Source organism: Cytobacillus solani (assembly GCF_001420595.1).
In the GTDB taxonomy this organism is placed as follows: domain Bacteria; phylum Bacillota; class Bacilli; order Bacillales; family Cytobacillaceae; genus Cytobacillus; species Cytobacillus solani.
This window is the reverse complement of sequence record NZ_LJIX01000003.1, coordinates 142,671-161,261: the sequence shown is the minus strand read 5'-3', so window position 1 is coordinate 161,261 and position 18,591 is coordinate 142,671. Positions and strand designations below refer to the sequence as shown.

At 31.3% G+C, this 18,591-nt stretch carries 14 protein-coding genes; 1 reads left to right on the top strand and 13 read right to left on the bottom strand.

Annotated elements, in window-relative coordinates; genetic code table 11:
• Window positions 1-331 precede the first annotated feature (331 nt).
• The 13 genes from AN957_RS00860 to AN957_RS00800 all read right to left on the bottom strand — a co-directional run bounded on the left by AN957_RS00860 (window position 332) and on the right by AN957_RS00800 (window position 16,831).
• The gene (locus AN957_RS00860) at window positions 332-964 is read right to left on the bottom strand and encodes a type 1 glutamine amidotransferase family protein (protein ID WP_053477975.1); all 633 of its coding nucleotides are present in this window, start codon (window positions 962-964) and stop codon (window positions 332-334) included.
• A gap of 75 nt (window positions 965-1,039) precedes the next feature.
• Complete coding sequence (locus AN957_RS00855; protein ID WP_056681788.1) at window positions 1,040-2,002, bottom strand: helix-turn-helix transcriptional regulator; 963 nt, start codon at window positions 2,000-2,002, stop codon at window positions 1,040-1,042.
• 500 nt (window positions 2,003-2,502) lie between these two features.
• Entirely contained in the window at window positions 2,503-3,339 is an 837-nt protein-coding gene (locus tag AN957_RS00850) for an alpha/beta fold hydrolase (RefSeq protein WP_053477973.1), read from the bottom strand.
• 404 nt (window positions 3,340-3,743) lie between these two features.
• Window positions 3,744-4,505 carry a class I SAM-dependent methyltransferase gene (locus AN957_RS00845; RefSeq protein ID WP_053477972.1) on the bottom strand — a complete coding sequence of 254 codons (762 nt, stop codon included), beginning with the start codon at window positions 4,503-4,505 and terminating at the stop codon, window positions 3,744-3,746.
• 244 nt (window positions 4,506-4,749) lie between these two features.
• A complete protein-coding gene (locus AN957_RS00840; protein WP_056681785.1) occupies window positions 4,750-4,971 on the bottom strand; it encodes a hypothetical protein in 222 nt (73 codons plus the stop codon).
• A gap of 388 nt (window positions 4,972-5,359) precedes the next feature.
• A complete protein-coding gene (locus AN957_RS00835) occupies window positions 5,360-6,640 on the bottom strand; it encodes a hypothetical protein (RefSeq protein WP_056681782.1) in 1,281 nt (426 codons plus the stop codon).
• A 57-nt stretch (window positions 6,641-6,697) separates the two neighbouring features.
• Window positions 6,698-7,510 carry a hypothetical protein gene (locus AN957_RS00830; RefSeq protein WP_056681936.1) on the bottom strand — a complete coding sequence of 271 codons (813 nt, stop codon included), beginning with the start codon at window positions 7,508-7,510 and terminating at the stop codon, window positions 6,698-6,700.
• A gap of 228 nt (window positions 7,511-7,738) precedes the next feature.
• Window positions 7,739-8,545 (bottom strand): restriction endonuclease, encoded by an 807-nt coding sequence (locus AN957_RS00825; protein ID WP_056681780.1) that lies wholly within the window; start codon window positions 8,543-8,545, stop codon window positions 7,739-7,741.
• Window positions 8,546-8,769: 224 nt separating this feature from the next.
• Complete coding sequence (locus tag AN957_RS00820) at window positions 8,770-10,431, bottom strand: TnsD family Tn7-like transposition protein (RefSeq protein WP_056681777.1); 1,662 nt, start codon at window positions 10,429-10,431, stop codon at window positions 8,770-8,772.
• A gap of 16 nt (window positions 10,432-10,447) precedes the next feature.
• Window positions 10,448-12,190, bottom strand: coding sequence for a TnsD family Tn7-like transposition protein (locus AN957_RS00815; protein WP_056681774.1), 1,743 nt, complete (start codon window positions 12,188-12,190; stop codon window positions 10,448-10,450).
• Window positions 12,191-12,202: 12 nt separating this feature from the next.
• Entirely contained in the window at window positions 12,203-13,837 is a 1,635-nt protein-coding gene (locus AN957_RS00810; protein WP_056681771.1) for an ATP-binding protein, read from the bottom strand.
• Entirely contained in the window at window positions 13,837-16,002 is a 2,166-nt protein-coding gene (locus AN957_RS00805) for a Mu transposase C-terminal domain-containing protein (RefSeq protein ID WP_056681768.1), read from the bottom strand. Before AN957_RS00805 ends, AN957_RS00810 begins: the two co-directional genes overlap by 1 nt.
• Window positions 15,983-16,831: a heteromeric transposase endonuclease subunit TnsA gene (locus tag AN957_RS00800; protein WP_056681765.1), complete on the bottom strand. Its 849-nt coding sequence runs from the start codon at window positions 16,829-16,831 to the stop codon at window positions 15,983-15,985. Before AN957_RS00800 ends, AN957_RS00805 begins: the two co-directional genes overlap by 20 nt.
• Before the next feature lie 362 nt (window positions 16,832-17,193).
• On the opposite strand from AN957_RS00800, the gene AN957_RS00795 reads away from it, so the two are divergent.
• Entirely contained in the window at window positions 17,194-18,588 is a 1,395-nt protein-coding gene (locus AN957_RS00795) for an ABC-three component system protein (protein WP_056681762.1), read from the top strand.
• The last annotated feature ends 3 nt before the right edge of the window (window positions 18,589-18,591 follow it).

Sequence of the window (18,591 nt, the reverse complement as noted above, 5' to 3'; positions counted from 1 at the left end):
GCTATTTTACAACGAATAAAAAGAATCCATTTTGATCAATCACTTTAATTAAAAAGGATTCTTTTTTTCTACCTATTTTGTTAAACAAACGCGCCCGATTCTTGAAGATCGTTCCATCATTATTACTAAAGAAAAAAAGCCCACCGTTGTTCAATAAGATTAAAAAGAGATTTAGTTACCAGTTCTATTAATAACAACGTCAGGGTGTGCTTTGTAAGTTTTTTACTTCCATAAACATTTTTAAGTTATATACAAAAACCATGCTTTGACATCGTCTAAAGCATGGTAATTATTTTAATTAATTTAAAACTGCTAAGTTAATTTTTTTCGCTCATCTATTTATTGAATTCATTAACTGGAAGAAGTATTCAGGTTTATGAGTCTTATTTAGGTTATACCATGAATGTAATGTATCTGGTGCAAATACATCTAATTTTTTCAGTACTTCCATCGCAAATTCCAGAGGAGCTACTCCTGATGCAGTGACCAAATCCTCACCAGATACCACAGGTCCCATCTCATGAAATTCTTCGCCTTTATAATTAGGACAGACCATTTTAATGTACTCTAAGTTATTGCTTGTATGCTTTCTAGAATCTAGATATCCAATATTCGCTAGTCCCTCAGTTGCACCACAAATTGCAGCAACAATAGTCCCAAGCTTTAAAGCTTCGCCAGTTTTTTTCAAGATAGGTTGATGAATATCTTCTCTCCAAGTATTCCCTCCAGGTAAAACTAAAAGATCTTTACTCTCAAGAGTACATTCATCAAGGGAAATATCTGGTTTTATGCTCAGACCTCCCATCGTAGTAATAATTTCTTTATTAACTCCTACTGTAACTACTTTTAAAGGTGCTAAATCTTTTTTGAAAAATCTTCCTGAGTTTAGTTCAGCAATTAAATATCCATATTCCCAGTCTGACATTGTATTAAATACATAAAGATAAACTTTTTTTCTTTGCATCCATTAACACTCCAATTACAATTGATATAGCCTATTATAATATAACTTCCCTGACAGCTAACGTCAGGGAAGTTATCATACTTGATGAAATTTTATTAATTCCGACAGAACTTCAATAAGTCTTTTCTTAAGACTTATTGGCTCAATAACTTGAATAGATTTACCGTACGGTAAAAGTAAATAAGGTACATATGTATGTATCATATTTTTTTCAAGAAGAAATACTGCTTGATTTGATGTCCGTTCTTGTAAATAATGTCCTAAAAACCAATGTTGGCAAATATCACCCAACGCCCTTGCGTTTCCATTAATAACCAAAGGAATAATCCCTTCCTTATCTTCTATATTTGGAAGGAGGTTTTTCATAAAAAAGTCACGTGCTGAAAAATTTTCTGGCCGGTTAAACTTATTTTCGGTTAGCATTAGACTTTCAATTCGATCTACTCTAAAACTACGAATATCATTCCTAAGATGACAAAATCCAATCACATACCACTTATTATTCCAATAAATAATTCTGTACGGATCAACCAATCTATACTTTGATTGCTCTTCGCCACTTTTATGGTACAGAATTTTTGTAGAGTATCCATCAGCTACGGCCTGCTCCAACTCCTTCAAGAAAGGTTCCATAGAGAGGGAACTTAATCGACTTATTACTTCAAGACTGGTTAAATGTTGGTTTATCTTTGTTTCCTGCTCTTGATTTGAATATTTGCTTAGCTTTGAAATAGCCCTATTTAGTGCTTCACCTCCATAATATCCGGCTTCTTCTGCAAAAACAGCAGCGTGAAATAGTGAGGTTTGCTCCTCAAAATCAAAAAAAAGAGGAGCTTCAATAAAATTGTTCAATAAAGTGTATCCACCGTTATGTCCTGTGTCTGAAATTATAGGTACACCACTTGTTGAAAGTGTATCAATATAACGATACACAGTCCTTATATTCATCTCTAACTTTTCTGAAATTTGTTTTGCAGTAATTTTTTCACCTGAACTAAGCATCCATAGAATTGCCAGTATATTGTCAATTTTAGGCATATGAATCCACCTCTATATGGAATTTATTATCTATCTTATAAGTTTATTTTTTCCTTAATTGGTAATAAGTAAATTTTACAGTATTTATCATTAAAATTTAACTTATTTCCTTGAATTAAACTATTCTGTCTTGTTAGTTTAAGTATAATTCTTTACAATCTATTTCCGATTTTTAGTATAACTCATCAACCGCGTTATTCAACAATCTGGCCCTTTAACTGAATAACAAATGAGCATCTATTAGCTGGTTTAATTGAATAACTTAAATTAGATTATTCTCGACCTGAAAACAGTAATTTCTATTTTCACTAACTCCCTCTAAGTATAAGTGTATTTCTTCACGAACTTGATTGAAAAGAAACACAGGATTTTTAACTACCCTGTGTTTTTAACTTCTATTCAATTGTGTAATTATAATCTTCAAAGTAATTATTGTCCGATTCCATTACAAAATAAATCATTGCAATCCGGCTTATCGTCATATCAACTTCTAAGTTCTATTAATTTAACCAATTTGTTTTTATTTCTTCGACAACTATTTCGGGGGAATCCCAGTGCAACATGTGAGTAGCATTGGGAATTTCTTTTACTAGCCCGTTTGTTTTTTCTATAAATGTTCTAACTACCTTTTCTCTATACCCATTCCAGCTATTAGGGAGCGTAGCTCTTAATAATATAATTGACGGTGGAAGATACTGGTATATATCCTCAGTTTCGTGTTTGTGCATTGCTTTGACTATACTATTAGCTGTTGTGCCTTTTATATTTAAATAAATCATACCATCCTTTTCTACTGCACGGTCCTTTGCTGCAATTTCTAATAAAGGAGACCATCTTTTATAAGCTTTCTTTTCAGTATTGATGAATTCGTCCCAATTAACAAAAACATACTCATTAAATGCTTTTTCATAACTTGCAGCATCTTCATCCATCGTTTGACCTTTAAGTCTTTTTGTTTGGTAACCACCATCAATAAGAATGGTCCCTTTTATTTTTTCAGGATAGTTCACTAAGTAAAATAAAGATACAAAACTTCCCCAAGAGTGAGATAAGAAGTAAAATTGATCAATGTTAATAATTTTAAATAGTTCATTTAACCATGATATAAAATTAGGCATTTCGTATTCGTCTGGCGATTTGAATGACGTTGTTTGTCCATGTCCTGGTGCATCTATCGAAATAAATCTATATTCGTCTTTTAACTTTTCAGCAATTTCAATAAATGTAAGGGCAGTCCCACTAAGTCCATGGAGACAAAATATAATTGGCTTTTCTTTATTACCCCATTCCGTAATAAATACTTTCATTTCTCCATGATTGACGAAATATCTTTTCAAAATATCAGCTCCATATTTTTAGCTATTACTAAATATTCTTTTAAAACCTATATATTCCTTCTCTATCCATCCATGGAAGTTAAGATTATATCGAATGGAAAAAAGATATTTTTACTATTTTCTTATGAATGTAATGTTGGTTTGAAATAAAGTTTGGTTTAAAATAGCTCATAAACACTATTTTTACGTTAAATAAAAAGAACCCATTTTGAAAAATAGAATGATCAAAATGGGTTCTACAGTTTTGAGTACAGCTAGAATTTTTATAAAAAAGTTTAATAATTTCTTAATAAACTAAAGCTCCCCTTAGTTTATTAAGATAAAAGAACTAAGTAAAATCCACACTCAACTCTTTCGAAGGCATTCACGATGCCGTAATATTTAATAAATATTAACCATCTCAACTATTTTTTTCGTACAGCCTCAAATGTAATCAGTTGAGTTTCTTTTAACGGTCGTTTCTTGTAATTATATTCAGCAGAGCAAGTTATTTCAGAAAAACCAATACTTTCTAATATGAATTTGAATTCCTCAAGTCCATACCAACGCATTTTAAACTTTTGTAATTCTGTGTCCACTAACTTACCTTTTCTCCATTTTTCATATTTCAAGTGAGATAAGGTATATTGAGAAATCCAATTAATTTCAACGGATTTGTTTTCTAATAAAATACCTTCCTCTTCAGATAAAGAAAAAGTTGAAGTTGAGATTTCTCCTGTACGCCAACCATTTGGTATTTCAAGGTCGATTATTACTCGTCCCCCAGTAATCAGATGACTATAAAAACATTTTAGAGTTTCTTTAGCGTTCTCCAATGTCTCAATTAAACAAAAAGAACCTGTAGGTATGACAATCGCTTCATATTTTGAAGGTAATGAAAAATTACAAAGGTTACCTTCATATAAATTAGGATTTAATCCCCTTTCTCTACAACGTTCACGGCAAGAAGTTAACATTTGGGGTGAATAGTCAATGCCGTCAACAGTATAACCATTCTCAAGTAAAGGAATTAAAAAACGACCTGAACCCACTGCTGCTTCAAGTATCTTCCCCTTAGTACCTCTTAATCTTTCTAGATAATATTCAATGTCACCACGTACTGAATGGCCAACAGGTTTTGTAAAATCATAAAGCTCCGTACTTAGACTACTATAATAACTAAACAATTCAATTCCTCCGATTTTATATGCGGAAGAACTTATTTGGATTATTAATCCTTCCGCACCTCAAATTTGTTAGATGTATGGAAAGAACTGACTATCATAATGAATCACTCGCTTTCTATAAAATATAGTAGTAGTATACTCTTTGGAGTTAAATATTGCAAATATTTCCAAAACGATTGCTTTTCTATAAATGGTGCAACTTTATTTCAAACGGTATAACTTTCTTTAAAATGGTACGTCTTTTTTATAAACGGTATGACTTTATTTCAAATCTACACGTACCTCTATGAAGTTTTATTTCATCAGGTAGTAATTTAACTAAATTCGCTGAAAGTCCAACAGTATAAGCACAGCGAATTAAATCTTCTTTTGTTGTTTGATATGTTTGAAGTGCTGCTTGCCTTCTTTCGGTAATTGAATCATAGTCTGTATAATTCAAATAAAACTTATAATCGATAGTATTCAAAATCTCTCCCCCAAAATAAAAAAAACATTCGTTCGCTTATTTTAATTATAAGCAAACGAATGTTAAACTTCCATATTTAAACAACTTTATTATTTTTTAAACGACTTTAATATTTTTTAAACAACTTTATTATTTGTGAACAATTTGTTGCGGGACAACTCAGTCGTGACCTGAAATCTCACTAAATACTGATTATTACTTTAATTAAAATTTTAGTTTCACAACTTAGTCATGACCTGCTTTTTCAAAATCAACATTTTTTTAGACAACTAAGTGTGACCTAACTACAAGTGATATGCTGCAAATAATATTTCCAGATCAGGAATAAGTGGTCACAAAACAACAAATCACATGCAATAGAACAATGATCAGGAACAATCATTCTTAATTATTCTTCCTCAAACCCTAAAGAGTCCGGTAAAATTATCTGTTCTTCTTCAGCTATTTTAATAAATTGTTCTTTAATTTCAGTATTTTCCCTAAAAAAATTCCTTATCGCATCTCGGGCTTTAAAAGGATAGGGATGAGCAAAAAAAGTATTAGCTATACTTCTAACTATAACTTCATCTATTTCGAAATTTTTCAAGTAATATAACGCTATCCTTACTTTTTTGTTAGCCCATTCAAAATTATTAAGGAGCCTTCCTTGTTCTCTATAATCAACAAAGACTGCTTGTTTTAGTTGTTCGATAAAACCATTAGTAGTTAAAGTATCCCAATCAGCTGCACCTACATTTAAATCAAAACCTTTATTTACTGTTCTTAAATATATCTCATTCCGTGTATCAGACGGAATAACGTCATAACGAAGCATTGATGCAAGTAATGAGAGAGAAACCTTGGAATCTTTAAACATAAGAACTCTCCATGTTTTTCGGATAATTTCTTCATAATGTAGAAAATATTGAATTCTACTCGGCCGGTCATCAATGAAAGTTAGGTAAAATTCTTCGTCTTGTGAAATTTTTTCAGTTAGTTCACTTGCAATAATTTGATCAGCAAAAATAAGTGATTCTATAAACTCCAGCTCTCTGTCCTCTGAAAAAAAACCAAAGGGGTTTTCTTCCTCAAACATTTCAAATAAGAATTTAATAAAATTAGCAACATTTGATTGGTCTATAATTTGTAAACATTCTTGTATTAGATAGTCAAAAGGTTTATCTTCAGGGGTATAATTTGTGTCAAAATGAATTTTAATTTTATTTATTAAGGAACTTTGGCTACCTGGTAATACAAATTGATTTAGATTAGCTTTAATAAAATACCAGAATGATTCAACGTGAACATCTGTAATAATATTACGTTTGGAATGTGCACAATCATTCCTTCTATTCTTCCAATATAATGACTGTTGCCGCAAATCCTCACTAATATCAAAAATCTTTTTATTTGGATCACTCTTTTTTATACATTCAATCACTTCTGCATCCCAATTATCATCATTTCTTAGATTGTTATGGATAGCATTCCATTGATGTTCATTTATGTGATCAGGTTTAGTAGCTTTTAAAACTCTTTCTTTGATTATTGTTTGAAATGCAAGAAATGAAAAGAGAAGGGCTGCCCGATAAGCTGATGCTTTGTAACATTTAGCTGACTCTTCAAACAGGGTATTTACTTCCATAGAAAATTGTTTCTCCGATACCCACGTTTCAATATGTAATCGCATAATAACCTCCTATTTATATAGTGCACAAATACAAGTGAGGGAGGGGATACCCTCCACTCACTCTGCTTTCATGTATATGTACTTTACTAAAGAATTGATTCTATCAATCCAGTAGATAGTTTCTTCAATGGGTAAATCTATCAGTTCTGGATTTCCATGACGCACATCAGGTTTTTGTTCATGAATATGTGTCCAAATTGATGTAGCATCTCTAAGTACAGCTTTTGGACCCCAATCATCGGAAATAAGTCTTTGAACTGAAGCTCTAAAATCATTTTCTCCTGAAATTTGCCTCAACAACGCTTCTAAAGCTGATATGCAATCCCGTAAGGCGTCTTTTCGTGCCCGAGAAGATTTATCACTACGAGCTAGTTGAAGTTTTGCTTGTTCTAAATGCTCCCTAGTACTTTCAAAGATACTAGGTAACTCCTCAAGTGAATCATTTATAGATTCTGCATAATGGTCAATTGGGTTTTTCAACTGCCATATTAACCCTTCATATGGCACTCTTTCGAGGAAGTATCCTATATTCACGTCACCTAGAATATCATTGATATCGTCCAATTCACCCGTCTCTGAAGCTAATTCTGCAAGGCAGTCCATAAATTTTGAAAATCTTTTTTTATTAAATAGCTGCCATATTAAATCATCTAAATCTCCTATAACCCAGTCCCAGCCCCAATTAGTTGATGGACTAGTTGGAATATACTTTGCAATGATTGCGCAGAACCTCTTAAGATCAGAAGCAGATTCAGCTTGTCCTATTAATAACCCCTTTAGCGGTTCAATAAGTTCGCGAGGAATTTCTTTTATATAATATCCATCGGTATTATATAATTCATAGTCTGGATGTTGTTCAATGAATTTCAACATGTATACCTCCATATTTATTTAAATTTTGGCGAACAACTTAGTTTAAAAAACACTGTTGCCAGTCAACTCAGTCATGACCTAAAATCTCGCTACAACTAATAATTTTGTGCCGCACTCATAACAAAATTTCATGGGCAATCCCCCAAAGATATAATGAATTATAAATGAAAAAATATTTGATAGATTTATATAGTAACTAGTATTACGTGTAATAGTTTTACAATACTAAATGATGGAGAGGATTTCCTGTTTCCTCGTCTTTAAGGTTTCTTGGCTAGAAGGCGATAGTTCACCGATATTTATTTTATTTATGAATTGAAGAGCATCTTCTTTTAAATTACAATCGCGATAAGCGACAAGACAATTATTAATAATAAGGAATTTATCTTCAGTTGATATGTTTTCTAGGAATTTTAGTCCTTCTAAATATACTTTAATTGCCTTCATTTTTTCATTGTTCCAACTTAGACTTAACCCTAAATTATTAAATATTGATTTCGCTTGGTTATAATTCATTAAAGATATATATGATTTTAGGTGGGTTAATATCTGAATAGATTTTTCAATTTCATAGTTTCTAGCAAGCTCAATAGAGGTATTAATTAGTATTTCTGTTAATTTTCCATGTTTAAAAAAATTATTTAATAAGTAGTCTTGCAATGAAAGTAATATCTGATCTAGTTCATGTCCGTCAACTAATAGAACACCTAGTTTATGCGCAAGTTCTTTAGCGCTTTTCGTAAAAGTAGAAGGGGTGATAACTATGGCTTTATTACATTCATAATAATGACTTCCTGAAAATGCTTCTTGAATAGCTTTATTACTAACATTATTCTTGTATCTTTTGCACTGTACCCCTAATTTTTCTCGGGTTCCATTATTACTTTCTTTATAAAGAATCAAATCTAATCCTTGGTCCCCTGTGTAATTTGTTTTTTGGTAATCGTAACCTAGAAGATAATAAATTTCTGCAATGAAGTCTTCAAAATATTGGCCGTCCATATGTCTACAAATGGAGGAAGATATAAGCACCTATTTCACTCCTTTAATTGTTATTTTTCAGGCTTACTCAATTAAGCAGAAAAATATTTCTACCTCTATCTTCTCAACCATTACACCATTTACTCCTGGAATATTCATGTTAAAGTTCATATATGTATCGCCTTTCGTTTACTTGTTTCTCGACAATTCAAGTATAAAAGAATAAGAGAATACGTGCTTTTTTTTGTGCAGTTATGTTGATACCCCAACAAATATTATAGAACCTGAAAATTCCATCTGTTTTTATTCAGTTTATCTAAAAATAATTTATGCTTTTCAATATATTTTCTTGTCATTGGTAAGTAACATAATTCACTACGTAAATCCAGTTCATCAATTGCATAAGAGATCCAATAATAAACTTTTACCTTACCCCTAATTATTCCTTTATGGACTATATCTTTAAAGTAAAGGAGAACCTTTTTGTCCCTCTTTCTCCATAAAACATCATTAGTATTACCCCTGTTAATTATCATTTTAGATTTTAATTCCCCTGGTATATTTGACCAAATTTGATCGTTACGTTCCATGTAAGCATATAAAGGAAAATTTAGTTGCTTTATTTCAGAAATAGATTGATAAATATTAGCATTTATTAATCGAGTCCATTCTTCTTTCATTTTCCATGCGATACCCTCATCTACAGACTTATATTTATTCTTTTTAAGTAATTTCCCTTCAATTTCTAAAGTATTTAAATTAGTTAAGAAAGCAATTTTTTCAATGTCCAAGCCCTCTTCATAAACTTTCTTCATTAAACCTTCATTCCATTTTTCCGAATAGTCCATTCTAGTTTCAATCATAGACCAATCCTTAGTTCTAAAGATTTTTTCATACTCCTCAAAACATTCATCACAGCGAAAACGAATACTAACTTTATAAAGATCTTCATCAAAAAAGACCTGAATATAATTTATTTTAGGTTGATTATAGTATTTACAAAAAGGATTTAGGCATTTAAAAGGAGTAGCTTCGCCATTAGGCAGTTTATATCCATATTCAATAAATTCCGTTAGAGAATCAAACAAAAAATTAATAAAGACAAACTTTTCAACAGGACTCGTATCATAGTGAAAGGAAAGGGGGGTTTGTTTAATTTCTTCAAATATATCTAAATTAAAATTGATTAGTCGTAAAAATTCAATTCCAAAATAATGTATTATCCTTTTCTCAAGTTTTACAACATCTACATTTCCAGATGGTAATACGAATCCTCTTTCTAAAAATAGAAGATAATATACATGGGACTTTGTTTTATCATATAGTTGTAACTGATTATCAATCAGATAAAAACTCTGCTGAAGGAATTTGGTTGCATGAAAGAATGTCTTTTTTGATAAACTTCTTTTTTTAGATTCTGTCTTATGGATATTGTTTACTGTTTCAAAATCAGTTTCCCACGTTCGTAAGGTAACTAATTCAAGAGGAATATGGTGAGTTGGACAAATGGCTACTGTTGGGTACTGATGATGAACTCTCCAGTAAATTTCTCCAATTTCTTCGAGGTCTTTTTTAATACATCCAGAACAATATTTTAGATTTGTGGATACTGATAAATTCCTAAATAATGATAATCTGTCACACTCTCCATAAACCATATAATTATATAAATTTTCTTCATCTCTGGAGGATAAAAAGCATTTATAATATTCAAAGATTGTATGATTTATTAAAAAATATTCTATATCTGGTACTAGAAAATATTTTAGTTTTTCTAAGAAGCTCTGAATTTTATTAGTAATTATCGGATCGATACTTGATTGGCCCAATTCTTTTAAGGTCTTTTTTTCTTTTTTATTTAAACTCCTAGCATGATATCTAGCAAATACACTAAACAGGAGCTCATCTTTCTGTATCATGGGAAAATAGAAAAACATTTTATCACCACTAACTCTAAATGAATTTTTTCCATTCGCTAAGTCTTTCTCGATAATCTAATGAGGATTCAACTATTGATTCAATAAATTGTCTAGTAAGTGGTAATTTTTCAAGATGCTTCTCTATCCAACTAAGCTTGCCAATAGAAACTGCTATATACCTTTTACTAATTCGGACGGGCTTGGCATTCTTATCAATTGTCTTCAAAAAGGCTTTAATTAGTTTCAAAACTTCTTCGTCTCTTTGATTCCAATCAACTCTAATATTACACACTTTATTCTTATTTGAAAGAGGAGAATTCTTATTTAACCATTCCTTGTCATTTCTATATAACCATGTATACACTTTGGGATTTAACTTTCGGAGTTCTGTTTTTGAGTGATTTGGATTTGCTTCTTTGGTAGTTTGCCATTCATTACAATATTTTTCCTTTAATAAAATAGCATTAGATTCAGAAGGTGATTTAAATTTCCCTAGTTTTTCTAAATTATAGTACTTAATTACAGTACCAACGTCTACATTTAGCAGTTGAGCTGTTTTACTAAAACTTAGTTTATTATGTTCAATATACTCTACTACTTTTCGCTTCCATGTTTCACCGTAATTTCGAACATACCTGAAAGTGAATTGATCTGTTTCCTCAAGATCTGGACCTAGCCTAGAATATTGAAAACCACATGAACAAGTAAAAACACCTAATGGTTTTCCAGTATCCGTACATTTTTTTACAGCTAAGTCAGTAACAACAAATTTTTTATAATGATCAGCTGCCGAATTAAGACAAGGAAAAGGGCCCTTTCCAAAAGGTCCAACACTCTCAATATTTGAATCAATATTACAAATCTTTTTCCCAAGGAAAATTAAAAAAAGAATATGTCTAATTGGGTGAAAAGATTTTCTATGCTTTCTCGTAATATTTCTTAACCAGCAAGATCCTTCTTCAGAAGTAGGAATAGATTGCAAAATTCTTAGTATTTTTTCTCCGTAGAACGAAACAAAACTTTGGAACAAATCTCTTTGACTAACCATCCCATTTAGAGAAATAAACCCTTTTTCTTTGAGTAACTCCTTATAGTAAATGCTTAGATTTGAGATATCATAAGTCAACTTCTGGGATAGTAGTTTTTTACTCTCAAGCGAAATTTCAAATAAAATATCCAATTCATTTTCCGATAGCGATTCTTTAATAGTTCTGCTAAATGAATTAGTAATGCAATTAAAATTATCTGGAATAACTAAAGCTGCATTTTTGTTTCTATAATAGGCAGCACTATTATGCAATAAGGTATTATGTTCTGGACAAAAAAATACACTGGGTAGTTGATGAGTTACTCTCCAAAAAGATTCCCCGTACGTTTTTAAGTCGTTTTGTAAACAAGTAGGACAGAACTTAAAAAATGTGGTTTCTTTTACTGTGCTTGCAACTATACCCATTAACATGTGGACATTTTGGCTTTGATGATTTTTTATTTCATTAAAAACGGCTTCTTTCTGTAATTCTTCAAGGAAATTCGTATAATAATTAAATGGAGTATGTTTAAATACTAAGTACTCCAAATTATCATACCCAAATATTTGTACTTTCTTTGCAAAAGTCTCCAAATTTGTTGGAAAATCAGGAGTAAGTATTGCTCTTGTATCATTGAAAAGATCAAACAAAGCATCTCTTATACTAATATTTGGACTTTGTTTATAATATCTTGCAAAAAGACTATATAATAATTCATCATCATGAATTTTCGGAAACCATCCTAGCATAAATATCCTCATTTAAAATAGTTTATCGTCAGAAAATGGTGCAATTATTAAACCTTTTTCTAAAAGGGAGTTATGAGCACTCTTTTTTTCCTTTCTCCCATTATCAACTATTTTAAAAATAATATTCGTTGTCCTTTTATTATTTTTGGAAGGATTGGCTTTCCTAGATTCATTTATTTGACTAATAATTGTTAAAGCTTTTTGTACTGCTTCTTTAGAGCTAATACCTGTATTTCCATTTATAACTCTCTTTGCAACGCTTTCGGCTAATTTTTCACTTACATCCAAATTAATAAGAGTTAGAATTACCTTTTCTAAAACTGAAAGTTCTTTTTGCATTCTTTTTTCAGCTAACTTTTCTTTCTGTTCAGTTATTTTATCTCTCATATTGATCATAGGTTTCCTGCTTGATAAAAAGTCTTCTATATCAAATGGAGTTATATCATCATATTTAGCTATTTGTTCAGGTTTACCCGAACGTAATACTTTAAGCATATCCTGGACCATAACTAGGTATTTATTACTTACAATATTAAGCATTTTGGGTGATATTTCTTCGGTTCCTGTTTCAATTGCATAAGATTGAGCCAATAAAAACAATTTTACAGCAATATCAACAATGCCTTGGCTTTCATCATGAAGGGCATCTAACCATTCTTTTGATAATTGTGCTCTCTTTTTGGCCCATTGATATTCCCACATACTTGTCATTAATACTTCCCAGTTGTCATCATTTTTCATTTGTTCCCATATTATCTCCCCATGACCACCGGCTCTTCTTGCTTGTCTGAAATTAATTTGTAATAACTCCTTTGCTTTTGTTGTTCCAATCAACATGATAGGAATACCAATTTCATTTACCAGTGTTACTAAAAAATTCATCATGCTTGATGATACCTCATCTTTTGCTGTTAACAAATGCTGAATCTCATCAATAATTAATACACCCAAGCAAAGTGCCCTTGCTAATTGCCCAACCCTAATAATTAGAAAACTTAATGAATCACCTTTCTTTCCGTAATCCTTAAAATATGTAGTTCCTAGAATCTCATCAATTTTAATAAAAAAATCTAAACACAGTGTTTTAGGTGATCCATCATTAGGACAATTAAGTTTTATCCAAGGAAGTTGCACTATATTCAATGGATATTGATGTACAATAGCTTTAGGATAAAGAGATAACACTCTTTCTATAGTAGAAGATTTCCCCATCCCTGAAAAACCAATCATACTTAAACTCGATGCAGTCTTACTGATGTTAGGGGGAAGACCTAATGGCTCATTATTTTCTAGTCTTCTATGGAGTTCAATAAGAGTTTCCGCATGAGTTTTGCTATTAGGGTTTCGATAAACATAGCCGCCTCTAATTAGCCTTGAAAATTTCGCTTCAAGTTCCAAAGTTTTTTCCGTAGGCTGGTAAAATCTTGTTAATCGAATTAGTGAATGAAATCGATGATGTGCCGACAAATTTACTTCTTTCTCATTGTATTCAGGAAGATATTCTAGTTGCTGAAAAGCGTCCTCTGTAGAAAGAATAGGGGGCAGTGCTTCTATTAATGGGTTATTTCTATAATCAACAACTTCTTGTTCCCTATATTGTGCAATAATAGCATAATCATCATTGTCTAACTTGATTAATTTTTCCATTATTTTTTCCGCCCTCGATTTACATACAACTGTTTTATAGATACTTTTAACGTACTATCATCTATATTTATTAGATTATCCTTTTTGGAATCTTCAACGATATTTCCCTCACTGTAATGTGGTTTTAGTGTTTCATCATTTCTCCTTTCAAATTGTTCTTCCTTCCTGTGTTTTTTTATGTTTTTGGTTCGTTCAGATTTACTTAAGGAAGAGTCCAATTTTTCTTTTTTATTCTTATTAGCCGCTTCCACTACATTTTCTATATTGGAGTAGAAATTTAATTCATTTTCTAATTGGGTATGTTCGAAATTCCTATGATCCTCAGATTCAAACTCTAAAAGTTGCTCAATTTCTTCAATTGTTTTATTCATATACCTATTGTGATGTTCTAACAAGGTACATGGTATGAAAAGTTCGTCATCTTTTGTATGCAAATAGATAATATCCATATTTCTTGGATCATATGAGAAATCTACCTTCCAGCTGCCTTTTTGCCTAGCTCTTGAAAACCATCCTTCTTTTAAAGCTCTTGGATGTGTATATAACATTCTTTTATATTTAATACCTTTTTCGGTTATTGTAGCAGTAGCCCTAGGAAGTAAATAGAACATCACTTCATCAATTTTGTGCTTCTTTAATTTACCTGCAGCATTTTTTACACCCCATTCCCATAATTTAATTGGAATGGGTTGAACATTATCTCTTATTTGTTCCTCACTTCTGATATATTCGTCCATATAAAAGTTATGGTTATAGAACAGGATGAAATTAATTAAAACTTTTGTATAGTCCTCAATTGTCAAACTTGCTTCTAAGCGATAATCTTTTGCACCTCTTTCGCCATAGTCTTTATGCACATATCCTGGTAAAAAGGGCTTAATTTTTTCCTGAGAAGTGTCAAATAATTTTTCAACAATGCCCTTCCAATCTGGACGGTAGGGTGGGGTATTACTAATTCGTGGACCCAATCCTTCAATTAAATGGTCTACTCCGTGACTAGCCAGTTCCCCTCTATCCCCAATAAAATTGCTAGGCAAATGGCTAGATGGCCACATCTCGGGAGAAATATTAATACCAAATTTTTTACAATACTCTACTTTATCCATACAAGTATTAACCATTGCATTCATCATTGCTTTCCAAGAGGCATTTTCTAGCCCTACGTAAAGTCCTGTTATTAAATGGGTGTAAACATCAACGATGAAGTACGTTGTAGGTCTACCAACTATCCAATTTGGATTAAATCGGTTAACTAAATATACATTGCTTGGTGTAGCATCTATTTGGAAGATGTCTCCTGGCCCTTCAGTTTCTGCGGTGGAAGAACCTAAAACGGCCCTAAAATTTTGCTCATACTTATATCGGCCTTCTCTTGCGATCGTCACCTTATCATTTTCAAATTCATTTTTGAACCAATATTGATACTGTCGAAGGGTCGGCCTTTTTTCTTCCGGCTGGAGAATTCTCTTTTCGTTTCCATCATCATCGTAATACTTCAATTTAGTATAGTAGTCTGCTGTCATCTTTTTAAAAGCATAATTTAAGGAAGGCTTCCTCTGGTTTAAGTAATATTTCTTTATAGATTTTTCAAATTGCATCTTAATTTCTTCTGTAATTACAATTCCGCCTTTACCATTCTTTTTAGGTCTTCCTGTTTTCTTTTTGATTTTTTCTTTGTTCTCTAGATTAGGGTTAATATTACTAATGTTGTCATTTATTTCGGGGAAAGCATAATCTGGAAAAAGACAATCGATTACCATTCCTCTTTGCCAATACTTTCTTAAATTTTTAAGTAATGTATTATGTGATCCAATGTTATGTTCAGACATCGCCTTTTTAATAATTAGATTTCTATGTTCCTTTTGGTAGATTGCAGGTTTTAAATCAACAATAGGTTTAATGTAACTCCAGGTTCTATCTCTATGTTCTATATCATTAATTGTAGGAGTTCGATTTAAAACAATCCCTCTGTCAATTCTGATTGTAAAGTCACCATTTTTTGCTCTTTCTTCTATTTCCTTAATGGTCATAATAAAAGGCAGTGCTTTTTTATCATTAATGTCGATTACATAGGAGATAATGTAGCCCTCATCAATCCATAAAATTCTGTAAGTTTTTTCAGTATCAAGATCTACTATAAGCTCGTTAACTGATAGAACTTCCATATTGATTATTAAATCCTCCTTTTGTAAAAGACATTCCGTTTAAGTTGATTTTGTGAGGTTGAATGGGTTTATCCATATCAACGGGAACAATATATTGACGCGCATATAAGTGCCTTATGTAATATATACTAGAGCCATCATCTAGGTTATAAAGTGAATCAAAATCCTTACAACAATCGATTAATTTTCTCTCAGAATGTTTTTTTGATTGATTTATTAGAAAATCAAGGAAGTGCAAACTCATCTCCTCTTCATCTTTACTTACAAGGTCGTAATACTCGTGAATATATTTTAAATTTTTAAAAAACTGTTTAGGCATTACTTTTTCGTCAATAATAGCCCATTCTACGCCCTTATCCTCCCAATACTGCCTCTCTATTTCAAGCTTTTCACATACCCTAGGATCTTCAAGTTCTTCACTAGGTTTAATTGAGCGTGCTATAAAGAATATTTCATTACCAGCTCGACAAGTTGCCAAAAAATCTGTGGTCATCACAATAGGAGTTTGAGTACTTTCTTCAAAAGGGTGAGGGATATTTTTCTGTGAGGAAATATCTAAGGTATCCTCGCGGTCAATAGGAAATTGTTCTCTAATATCAACTACTTTATTGCTCCATTCTAAATAATAAAAAAATGAGAGCTCTAAATCCGATAGTAATTGATGCTTTCTTTTTGTTTTCCAACCTTTGGGGCGGTGAGATCTGCCATTACTCGGAACATCATGTATAGTTAGCCAAGGAAGATAGTTATTTAACTCACCAGTTCCTCTTCCTTCTTTATAATATTTCGCAATTTTTTCCTCAGTCCAAGTGTAACGACTTCTTGCCATATCTTCACCTCCAATATTTTACACTTACCCCTATCTTATAACAAAAAAATCCAGATTTTACAACATATCATAGTAACGGATTTAAAGAGTTTAATACACTTCATAAACAATAAACCATCACATTTAAAAAGATAAATTAATAATAAGTTTTTCCATAAATAAGAAAACGCTGTTGACTTTGAAAATAACAGTTTTTTCTTATCATTAGGTAGGTAATTATTTATAGGAAAATAGTTGGAAAATAGTCTAATTATAGTAAAATAGAAGGGTAAAAAGATTTTTTCGAAATTTAAGTAAAGTAAAAATAATTTAAGGTGCCAGCGTAGTATTAGTGAAAAAGATAATGAGGGGGGAGAGTAAAGTTGACTCATATTAATGCCAACTTAAAAGATCTAATCCAAAGAGGTGATGCAACTTCCTCTTGGAGCGGATTTACATATCAAGGGAATATTACAATCTATTCAGCGCTATGCCTACTAAATAAAATCGGGAATAATATTGAGGAAATAAAAAAATATGAAATAGAGATAGAAAAGCACGAGGATTTTTCAATATTTTATAACGGAGAATTAAAATCACTTCATCAAGTAAAATCACTTCAAAATAAGGAAAAAATCTCAGGATATACCGAAGCTATTCTTCAACTTTTTGCAAAGGCAATAGAGTTCCCCTCTGTTATTGAAATTTCATTACATACAGCGTGTGAAGTTGAGGATTTTAAAAAAGAAGATTTAATTAGTAATCTAAAAAGTTATAACCCTTCAAGCATTAGTGAAAATAAAAAAGAACTTTACGAAAATACAAAAGAAAAGTTATTCGAGCAGCAACTTTTTGATGAGAAATTGGATATTTTTAAACGCAATGATGATGTAAGCGGGTATATTCCTGCACAAAAATCAATCCCACTTGGAGACGTTAAAGATAATATTGAGCTAGAACTGGAACATTTTTATACTAATCATCATGAAAACTATACCTATAAAACAAAAGAACAGTATTCATATGCCTATTTGAACCTCTTAAAAAGAATTAATCAAAAGATTTCTGAAATTCACGATGGATCAGATACGACATATTGTCTAAAGTTAATTGATCTTTATGAGATTATTTATGATCAACATGTATTTGGCTGTACTGCTGAGACCTTAAGTAATTTTTTACTGAAAGAACTATATTCTCTTTTTGAACAATATTGTGAAGACAATCAATTAGATAATGAAAGGTTTGAGACTGTTAAAAATATATGGTCCAATCAATGGGAACTGTTAGAGAAGCTGCCAGCTGTTGATTTTATTTTATTATGCCGCAGGTTGTCCCCTGAAATAAAGAACATCTCTACTGAATCACTTGATTTAAACACATATAGGAAGCTCTTAAATGAGTCTGGTGTCCGTAGGATGTTATTTTATTGCTTGTTTGATTTAACTCACAAAATGATACATGGGAAAACTGTAAAAAATATCTTTACTCTTAAAGATAATGATGATTATTTATTAACTCTTATTGACCGCAATAATCCTGATATAGTTGGAAGGGATATCGTCAAGAATTTAAAAGATGATAAAAATCTTTTTGACTTACTATTCGATAATAAATTCTACTTAACTGAATTGTTAGATGGGGTTTACGGGGGGAAACGTTCTGAAGATTTGATTGATTCTGAGGCTGAGAGAACCGAAGGGGATCGAAAAAAAGAAAAAATCACATTACCAAAACAAATTCATTTTGTTAGTAAAGCCACGGTTTCAGGGAGGTAACTG